This window comes from Thioclava sp. UBA3469 (assembly GCF_002378135.1).
GTDB classification, from domain to species: domain Bacteria; phylum Pseudomonadota; class Alphaproteobacteria; order Rhodobacterales; family Rhodobacteraceae; genus Thioclava; species Thioclava sediminum.
In genome coordinates this window covers 1-9,378 of record NZ_DFRG01000036.1, presented here as the reverse complement: position 1 = coordinate 9,378, position 9,378 = coordinate 1, and the positions used below count along the sequence as shown (strand labels likewise).

General features: G+C 62.9%; 8 protein-coding genes and 1 pseudogene. 5 read left to right on the top strand and 4 right to left on the bottom strand.

Annotated features, from left to right (window positions below):
* The first annotated feature begins 186 nt into the window (after positions 1 to 186).
* From rimP to infB, 4 genes are read left to right on the top strand one after another with little or no spacing between them, the layout of a single operon-like run.
* Positions 187 to 768: a ribosome maturation factor RimP gene (gene rimP, locus B3D39_RS02790; RefSeq protein ID WP_274962896.1), complete on the top strand. Its 582-nt coding sequence runs from the start codon at positions 187 to 189 to the stop codon at positions 766 to 768.
* 1 nt (position 769) lies between these two features.
* Complete coding sequence (gene nusA / locus B3D39_RS02785; RefSeq protein ID WP_274962895.1) at positions 770 to 2,377, top strand: transcription termination factor NusA; 1,608 nt, start codon at positions 770 to 772, stop codon at positions 2,375 to 2,377.
* Positions 2,378 to 2,406: 29 nt separating this feature from the next.
* Positions 2,407 to 3,036 (top strand): RNA-binding protein, encoded by a 630-nt coding sequence (locus B3D39_RS02780; RefSeq protein WP_078541598.1) that lies wholly within the window; start codon positions 2,407 to 2,409, stop codon positions 3,034 to 3,036.
* Complete coding sequence (gene infB / locus B3D39_RS02775) at positions 3,033 to 5,549, top strand: translation initiation factor IF-2 (protein WP_078570702.1); 2,517 nt, start codon at positions 3,033 to 3,035, stop codon at positions 5,547 to 5,549. The genes B3D39_RS02780 and infB overlap by 4 nt, the downstream gene beginning before the upstream one ends.
* Positions 5,550 to 5,629: 80 nt before the next feature.
* Here the strand turns inward: infB and B3D39_RS02770 are convergent, their stop codons facing one another.
* The 4 genes from B3D39_RS02770 to B3D39_RS02755 all read right to left on the bottom strand — a co-directional run bounded on the left by B3D39_RS02770 (position 5,630) and on the right by B3D39_RS02755 (position 8,618).
* The gene (locus B3D39_RS02770; protein ID WP_093477229.1) at positions 5,630 to 5,758 is read right to left on the bottom strand and encodes a hypothetical protein; all 129 of its coding nucleotides are present in this window, start codon (positions 5,756 to 5,758) and stop codon (positions 5,630 to 5,632) included.
* A gap of 150 nt (positions 5,759 to 5,908) precedes the next feature.
* A complete protein-coding gene (gene mutT, locus B3D39_RS02765; RefSeq protein ID WP_078522238.1) occupies positions 5,909 to 6,307 on the bottom strand; it encodes an 8-oxo-dGTP diphosphatase MutT in 399 nt (132 codons plus the stop codon).
* Positions 6,304 to 7,683 (bottom strand): bifunctional glutamate N-acetyltransferase/amino-acid acetyltransferase ArgJ, encoded by a 1,380-nt coding sequence (gene argJ / locus B3D39_RS02760; RefSeq protein ID WP_274962894.1) that lies wholly within the window; start codon positions 7,681 to 7,683, stop codon positions 6,304 to 6,306. The genes mutT and argJ overlap by 4 nt, the downstream gene beginning before the upstream one ends.
* Positions 7,684 to 7,703: 20 nt before the next feature.
* Complete coding sequence (locus B3D39_RS02755) at positions 7,704 to 8,618, bottom strand: peptidylprolyl isomerase (RefSeq protein ID WP_274962893.1); 915 nt, start codon at positions 8,616 to 8,618, stop codon at positions 7,704 to 7,706.
* Between the two features lie 181 nt (positions 8,619 to 8,799).
* Here B3D39_RS02755 and B3D39_RS02750 point away from each other — a divergent pair.
* Positions 8,800 to 9,378, top strand: a pseudogene (locus B3D39_RS02750) (preprotein translocase subunit SecA); the annotation flags it as partial.

Below are 9,378 nucleotides of genomic sequence, written 5' to 3'. Positions count from 1 at the left end.
ACTTCCGCGTCTGGCGCGACAACCCCGGAGCAGGCGCGCGCGGCTGATTCCCCTTGCGGAATCTGCAATACAGGCTTATATCGCCATCAACAGCGGTGCGCCGGGGTCCAAACCTGACGCCCACCGGAAACGTGTGACGGGCCGCAACGGCCCGTTTTTTGTTTTTGTAGGATCGGAAAGAGAGACATGACCGACCTGATCGCCAAGACCGCCATCGACCGGCGTCTGGCCGAGATCGTGACCCCCGTGATCGAGGGGCTGGGCTTCGAGCTCGTGCGGCTGCGGCTGCAGGGCGGCAAGACGGCCACGCTTCAGATCATGGCTGACCGTCCCGATGGCGGTATCGTCGTGGACGATTGCGCCGCGATCTCGACCGCCGTGTCCGCGGCCCTCGACGTGGAAGACCCGATCGAGGACAAATATACGCTCGAAGTGTCGTCGCCCGGCATCGACCGTCCGCTGACTCGCTTTAAGGATTTCGACATCTGGGAAGGCTACGAGGCGAAGATCGAGACCTCCGAGCAGATCGACGGGCGCAAGCGCTTCAAGGGTATCCTGCGCGGCACCGAAGGGTCGGAAGTCCTGATCGAGCTGGACGAGAACGGCGAAGACGTCGTGATCGGCCTCCAGTTCGACTGGCTCGCGGATGCGAAGCTGGTGCTGACCGATGAGCTGATCGACGAGATGCTGCGCCAGAAGAAGGCGACCGAAAGCGTCGACGAAGCTGAATTTGACGAGATTGACGATTCCCCCGAGGAGGAGAACTGAGATGGCCATCACGGCAGCCAACCAGCTTGAGCTTCTGCAGACCGCCGAGGCGGTGGCGCGCGAAAAGATGATCGACCCGGATCTGGTGATCCAAGCGATGGAAGAGAGCCTCGCGCGCGCAGCGAAGTCGCGTTACGGCGCGGAGATGGACATCCGTGTCTCGATCGACCGCAAGACCGGCAAGGCGACCTTCACCCGTGTCCGCACCGTCGTCGAAGACGAGGAGCTGGAGAACTATCAGGCCGAGCTGACCGTCGAGCAGGCGAAGCAGTATCTCGAAAACCCCTCGGTCGGCGACCAGATCGTCGACGAGGTGCCGCCGGTCGATCTGGGCCGCATCGCCGCGCAATCGGCCAAGCAGGTCATCCTGCAGAAGGTCCGCGAAGCCGAGCGTGATCGCCAGTACGAAGAGTTCAAGGACCGCGTCGGCACGATCATCAACGGCACCGTCAAGCGCGAGGAATACGGCAACATCATCGTCGATGTGGGCCGTGGCGAAGCGATCCTGCGCCGCAACGAGAAGATCGGCCGCGAGAGCTATCGCCCGAACGACCGCATCCGCGCCTATGTGAAAGACGTACGCCGCGAGACCCGTGGCCCGCAGATCTTCCTCAGCCGCACTGCGCCGGAATTCATGGCCGAGCTGTTCAAGATGGAAGTGCCGGAAATCTACGACGGCATCATCGAGATCAAGGCCGTGGCCCGCGATCCCGGTTCGCGCGCGAAGATCGGCGTCATCTCCTATGACAACTCGATCGACCCGGTCGGCGCCTGTGTCGGTATGCGCGGTTCGCGCGTGCAGGCCGTCGTCGGCGAGCTTCAGGGCGAGAAGATCGACATCATCCCGTGGAACGAAGATCAGGCGACCTTCCTCGTGAACGCGCTGCAGCCGGCCGAAGTGTCGAAAGTGGTGATCGACGAGGAAGCGCAGAAGATCGAAGTCGTGGTCCCCGACGAGCAACTGTCGCTCGCCATCGGCCGTCGCGGTCAGAACGTGCGTCTGGCTTCGCAGCTGACCGGTCTCGACATCGACATCCTGACCGAGGCCGAGGAATCGGCGCGTCGTCAGGCCGAATTCGCCGAGCGCACCAAGCTGTTCGTCGACGCGCTGGACCTCGACGAGTTCTTCGCGCAACTGCTCGTGGCCGAGGGCTTTACCTCGCTCGAGGAAGTGGCCTATGTCGACATGGACGAGCTGCTGTCGATCGAAGGCGTGGACGAGGACACCGCAGGCGAACTGCAGGCCCGTGCCCGCGACGTGATCGAAGAGCAGAACCGCAAGGCGCTGGAAGCGGCGAAGGAAATGGGCGTCGAGCAGTCGCTGTTCGACTTCGAAGGCCTGACCCCGCAGATGATCGAGGCGCTCGCGAAAGATGACGTCAAGACGCTGGAAGATTTCGCGACCTGCGCCGACTGGGAACTGGCCGGTGGCTGGACCACGGTCGACGGTCAGCGCGTGAAGGATGACGGTCTGCTCGAGAAATTCGACGTGAGCCTCGAAGAGGCACAGAACCTGATCATGACCGCGCGTATTCAGCTGGGCTGGGTCGACCCGTCCGAGCTGGAAAGCGACGCGGAAGACGAAGGCGAAGAGGAAACCGAGGCGTAAGCCTCGGTCCCGACCGGAGAGGAGCTTAGATGAGTCGCGGCGGAAAGCCGAAAACCAACGACGACCCCGAACGGCGCTGCATCGTTACCGGCGATGTTCAGCCGAAGGCGGGGCTTGTCCGCTTCGTGCTCGGACCCGATGGGATGATCTATCCGGACGTGGCAGGCAAGCTGCCCGGCCGCGGAATCTGGGTCACCTCCGAACGCGGCGTCATCGAGACGGCGATGAAAAAGGGATTGTTTGCTCGCGCAGCGAAGCAGGCGGCCAAAACCCCGGAAAATCTGGTGGAATTGGTGGAACTGGCCCTTGCCTCTCGCGTTGTGGAGCTTATTTCTCTGGAGCGGAAGGCCGGCAAAGCGGTTGTCGGCTTCGAAAAGGTCAAGGGCTGGCTGGCCGAGGGGCGCGCGAAAGTGCTGCTACAGGCAAGCGACGGCTCGGACAGGGGCAAGGGCAAGCTGTGGACGCCCGAAGGCGGGCGCTGGTTCGGCTGCCTCACCTCTCAGGAATTGGGTTTGGCATTCGGCCGCGATCGTGCGATACACGGCGCGCTTGCAGCCGGTGGCCTCACCCGGCGCGTAATTGAAGACGCATCGAGGCTTGCGGGCGTACGCAAGCAGGACGGCGGCAAGACCGCCATGAAGGATACGAAGACGGCATGAGCGATACGGACGGCAAAAAGACTCTCGGACTGGGCGGCGGGCGCCCCGGGCAGGTGAAGCAAAGCTTCTCGCACGGGCGCACCAAGAACGTCGTGGTCGAGACGAAAGGCAAGAAGCGGGTGCTGAACAAACCGGCGGCAGGCGCTGGTAAGGGAGGGGGTAACAAAACTTCCCTTGGCGATCCGTCGAAGCGCCCCGCCGGGATTTCCGACGCCGAGATGGAGCGTCGCCTGAAGGCGCTTCAGGCCGCGAAGGCGCGTGAGGTCGAAGAGGCCGCCGCCCGCGAGGCCGAGGAAAAAGCCCGCGAAGAAGAACGTGAGCGTCGTCGCGCCGAGGCTGAGGCCAAGGAACGCGAGGAGCGTGAACGCGAAGCGGCCCTGAAGGCCAAGGCTGAAGAAGACGAGCGCAAGAAGCGCGAGGCCGAACTTCGCGACAAGAAGAAAGAAGAGATCCGCAAGGGCGGACCGAAGAAAGACACTCCGGTCGATCAGGCTGCCGTGGAGGTTGCTGCCGCCCGCGCCGAGACCAAGGGTGTGTCCGCTTCGGGTCCGCGCAAGACGGATCGTGAGCGTGACACGCGCAACGATCGCAACAACAAGGGCAATGACCGCGGCAACCGCCGTTCGGGCAAGCTCTCGCTGAGCGATGCGCTCTCGGGTGGCGAAGGCCGCCAGCGCTCGCTTGCTGCGATGAAGCGGAAGCAGGAAAAAGCGCGCCAGAAGGCGATGGGCGGCTCGCAGCGTGCTGAAAAGCAGTCGCGCGAAGTGCAGCTTCCCGAGACGATCATCGTGTCGGAACTCGCCAACCGTATGGCAGAGCGCGCAGCCGACGTGGTCAAAACGCTCATGAAGATGGGCATGATGGTCACCGCGAACCAGACGCTCGACGCCGATACCGCGGAACTCGTGATCGAGGAATTCGGCCACCGGTCCGTGCGCGTCTCGGATGCGGATGTCGAACAGGTCATCGATCAGGTCGACGACAAGGAAGAAGATCTTCAGCCGCGTCCGCCGATCGTCACGATCATGGGCCACGTCGACCACGGCAAGACCTCGCTGCTCGACGCGATCCGCAAGGCGAACGTCGTCTCCGGCGAGGCTGGCGGGATCACGCAGCACATCGGCGCCTATCAGGTGCAGACCGAGAGCGGCGCGACCCTGTCCTTCCTGGACACGCCCGGCCACGCGGCCTTTACCTCGATGCGTGCACGCGGTGCCAATGTCACCGATATCGTGGTGCTCGTGGTGGCAGCCGATGACTCGGTGATGCCGCAGACCATCGAAGCGATCAATCACTCGAAGGCCGCTGGCGTTCCGATGATCGTTGCGATCAACAAATGCGACAAGCCCGATGCGGATGCCCAGAAGGTCCGCACCCAGCTTCTGCAGCACGAAGTCGTCGTCGAAGAGATGTCGGGTGACGTGCAGGACGTGGAAGTGTCGGCCAAGACCGGCAAGGGTCTCGACCAGCTGCTCGAAGCCATCGCGCTTCAGGCCGAACTGCTCGAACTCAAGGCGAACCCCGATCGCGCCGCGCAAGGTGCTGTGATCGAAGCCAAGCTCGACGTGGGCCGTGGCCCGGTCGCGACGGTTCTGGTGCAGAACGGCACGCTGCGCAAAGGCGACATCTTCGTCGTCGGCGAGCAGTGGGGTAAGGTCCGCGCGCTGATCAACGACAAGGGCGACCGCGTCGATGAGGCCGGTCCGTCGGTTCCGGTCGAGGTGCTCGGCATCAACGGCACGCCCGAGGCTGGCGACGTTCTCAACGTCGTCGAGACCGAGGCGCAGGCCCGCGAGATCGCCGAATACCGCGAGCAGGCCGCGAAGGACAAACGCGCCGCTGCCGGTGCCGCGACGACGCTGGAACAGCTGATGGCGAAAGCCAAGGCCGACGAAAGCGTCACCGAACTGCCCGTGCTGGTGAAGGCCGACGTGCAGGGCTCGGCGGAAGCGATCGTTCAAGCGCTCGAGAAGGTCGGCAACGAAGAGGTGCGCGTGCGCGTGCTGCATTCGGGCGTCGGTGCGATCACCGAATCCGACATCACGCTGGCCGAGGCGTCCAACGCACCGGTCATCGGCTTCAACGTTCGTGCCAATGCGCCTGCGCGCAACGCTGCGAACCAGAAGGGCGTCGAGATCCGCTACTACTCGATCATCTACGATCTGGTGGACGACATCAAAGCCGCCGCTTCGGGCCTCCTGTCGGCCGAGATCCGCGAGCACTTCATCGGCTACGCCGAGATCAAGGAAGTCTTCAAGGTCACCGGCGTCGGCAAGGTCGCGGGTTGTATCGTCACCGAGGGCGTGGCCCGTCGTTCGGCTGGTGTCCGCCTGCTGCGCGACAACGTGGTGATCCACGAAGGCACGCTGAAGACGCTCAAGCGCTTCAAGGACGAGGTCAAGGAAGTGCCCTCCGGTCAGGAATGCGGCATGGCCTTCGAGAGATACGACGATATCCGCCCCGGCGATGTCATCGAGATCTTCGAGCGCGAAGAGGTCGAGCGGACGCTCTGATCCTTCGGGACCGAGTTACGAATATAAAAACGGGGGCCTTCGGGCCCCCGTTTTGCATCTGTGGCTGTCGTCCGGCTGCGTCAGCGATTGACGGGATGCCCGGCAAAGAGCGCATCGCCGACACGCACGAGAATGCGCCCGCAATCCAGCGTCCGTTCGTAAACTCCCTGAACGAAGACGCTGCTGCCGATCTGAATGGTTCTGAGCATGAGGTTCCTCCCTTGAGCGCTCATTAGAAGCGCAAGGCGTTAAGGAACGGCAAATGTAAACGGGGATCCCTCCGCGTTAGTGGCGAGAGCTGGGAGAAAAGGTCACGAAGGTTAATCGCGCGGTAACCCCCGGTCAGAGACTAACCCCAGTCAGAGCCAATCGCGCAGGATCGGGATCAGGGGGATATCCGCCGGCGGCATCTCGTAGTCGCGCAGATCACGCGCCCGCGCCCAGGCGAGGGTCTGCCCCTCTTGCGGGCTGACGATCCCCTCCCACTTACGGCAGGCGAACAGCGGCATCAGCAGGTGGAAGTCGTCATAGGCGTGGCTGGCGAAGGTCAGAGGCGCGAGGCAGCTTTGGTGGGTCTGAATGCCCAGCTCCTCGTCCAGCTCGCGGATCAGCGCGGCCTCGGGCGTCTCGCCCGCCTCTACCTTGCCGCCGGGAAACTCCCACAGACCTGCCATCGACTTGCCCTCGGGGCGCTGTGCCAGAAGCACGCGCCCGTCGGCGTCGATCAGGGCGACGGCGGATACCAGAACCATCTTCACGAACGATAATCCGCGTTAATGTCGATGTAGCGGTGGGTCAGATCGCAGGTCCAGACCGATTTCGAGGCGCGACCGAGCCCGAGATCGACGCCGATTACCAGTTCGTCATTCTTCATATAGGCGCTCGCGGCCTCCTCGGAGTAATCCGGCACGCGCCAGCCCTTCTCGGCCACGACCATATCGCCGAAGGAAATCTTGAGCTTGTCGCGATCGGCCTCGGCCCCGGACTTGCCGACAGCAGCCACCACGCGCCCCCAATTCGCGTCCTCGCCCGCAATCGCGGTCTTCACCAGCGGCGAGTTCGCGATCGACATCGCGATCTTATGCGCGTCCTCGTTCGAGCGCGCCCGCGTCACGCGGATCTCGACGAATTTGGTGGCCCCTTCGCCGTCTTTGACGACCTGATGCGCGAGATCCATCATCACCTCGCGCAGCCCGGCCTCGAACGCCTTCGCGGGCTCCGAGCGCAGATCTGCGATCTCGGCGGCATTGGATTTCCCGGTCGCCGCGACGATCAGCGCATCCGAGGTCGAGGTGTCGCTGTCCACGGTGATCGCGTTGAACGTATCCTCCACCTGCCGCGAGAGCATCTTCTGCAGCCGCGCAGGCGTGATTTTCGCATCGGTGAAGATATAGACCAGCATCGTCGCCATATTCGGCGCGATCATCCCCGAGCCCTTCGCGATCCCGGCGATCTTGATCTTGCCGCCTTCGCCCTGGACTTCGGCAAAAGCGCCTTTGGGATAGGTGTCGGTCGTCATGATCGCGCGCGCGGCATCCTCGATCCCGGCAGGGGAGAGGCGCTGCGTCAGCCCGTCGATCACCGCGACGATCTTGTCATGCGGAAGCGGCTCGCCAATGACACCGGTGGAGGACGAGAAGACGCGGCTGATCGGCATGTCGAGCGCCTGAGCCACCGCACCGGTGACCTTGTCGACGCTCTCCTGACCGCTTTTCCCGGTGAAGGCGTTGGCGTTGCCGGAATTGACGATGATCGCGGCGCCCGTCTCGGCAGGCGCGCGCATCGCGAGCTTTTCCTGACAGTCGAGAACGCAGGCCGCGCGGGTGGACGAGGTGGTGAACACGCCCGCGATCGAAGCGCCCGGCGCGATCCGCGCCAGCATCACATCGGTGCGTCCGGCATATTTGATCCCCGCCGCGGCGGAGGCGAATTCGACCCCCGCGATTTCCGGAAGATCGGGAAATTTCGCGGGGGCGAGCGGCGAAATCGTCACCGATTTCGCCTCTGTCTGCGCCGCAGAAGCGGCAGGGGCGGGCGCGGCGGAAAGGTCGGACTTCAGCGCCTTAACCTTGGCGCGGAGCTTCTTGACCTTGGCCTTCAGCTCCTTGGTATCCTTCAACTTTTTCTTCGCCATCGCGCCCGCCTTTTGATCGATCAGTTGCTACCCAAGATGGACTGATCTTTCAGAACGCTCGGATCAATCCCGTCGGTCATCTTGTCGATTTTGGCTTCGCCCACAACAGCCTTTACGCGTTTTTGGACAGCCTCTTGGCGAATATCGCCAACCAGCTTCTTGCGCACATCGGCCAGTTTCGGTGCGTCGACCATCTTGGTGCCGAGCAGCTTTACGACATGCCAGCCGTACTGGGTCTGGATCGGGCCGGCGACTTCGCCGTCCTTCATGCCTGCAACCTCATCCGCGAAGGGTTTGACCATCGCGTCGAGCTTGAACCAGCCCAGATCGCCGCCATTCGCCGCAGCACCGTCGGTCGAGTTCTTCTTCGCCAGTTCCGCGAAGTCGCCGCCGTTGTCGATCTCTTTCTTGATCTTTTCGGCCTCTTCCTTGGTTTTCACGATGATATGGGCCGCGTGATATTCCTTGGTCGGCTCGGCCTTGGCGTATTTCGCGTCATAGGCTTTCTGCACGGCGTCGTCGGTCACGGCCTTGTCAGCGGTGTAGTTGAGCATCGCACCCGAAAGATACGCGCGCTTCTGCACTTCGAGAGCGATCTTGTCGCGCTGGGTGATGCGCTTCTCTTCGAGTTGGGCAAGCGCAGTCTGCTGAATCAGTTGCTCCAGGACGCCTTGGAACAGCTTGTCATCGGGCAGCTGCTGGTATTGCGCGGGCAGGCCGTCGCGTACCGTTTGCATCATGCCCAGCGTGATATCCTGACCGTTCACGGTGGCGACCACGGTGTCGGCGCCCAGGTCGGTGCGCGGCTTGGCGGCGGTTTCCGATTTCGCGGCATCCGCAGCGGCGGCAGGCGCTTTCGCGTCATCGGCCTGTGCGATCCCGGCAGTCATTGCGCAGATCGCGACGCTCGCGAACAGTTTCGTCAGATTCGGCATCCTTGCCACTTCCTTTCTGCCGCGTCTTTAGGCGGCGTTGACAGTCTGGCAGCCGCCCCTTACATCGCCTAGGGCCTGTAAGAGCCATTTCGGCCTTGTTTCGCTAGCTCTTCTAGGCAAGCAAACCCTATGCGACAAGGCACAGGGAATAACGATCTGGTCAGCTACCCTCGGAGATTACATGCTCGGCATCGGAACACTCGCGAAGAAGGTCTTCGGCACGTCGAATGATCGTAAGGTGAAATCGGTGCGCCCGCTGGTGGCCAAGATCAACGCGCTGGAGGAGGAATTCGCAGCCCTCTCCGACGAACAGATCATCGAAAAGACGCGCGACTTTCAGCGTCGCGTGCAGGAAGAGGGCGAAAGCCTCGACAAGATCCTGCCCGAAGCCTTCGCCAACTGTCGCGAAGCCGCGAAACGTGCACTCGGCCTGCGGGCCTTCGACGTGCAGCTCGTCGGCGGCATCTTCCTCCATCAGGGCAACATCGCCGAGATGAAGACGGGCGAAGGGAAAACCCTCGTCGCGACCTTCCCGGCCTATCTGAACGCGCTCGCCGGCGAGGGCGTACATGTCGTCACCGTGAACGACTATCTCGCACGACGTGACGCGGAATGGATGAGCAAGGTCTATGGCGCGCTGGGTCTGACCACCGGCGTCGTCGTGCCCTTCCAGGCCGAGCCCGAGAAGAAGCAGGCCTACGCCGCCGACATCACCTATTCGACGAATAACGAGCTTGGCTTCGATTATCTGCGCGACAAC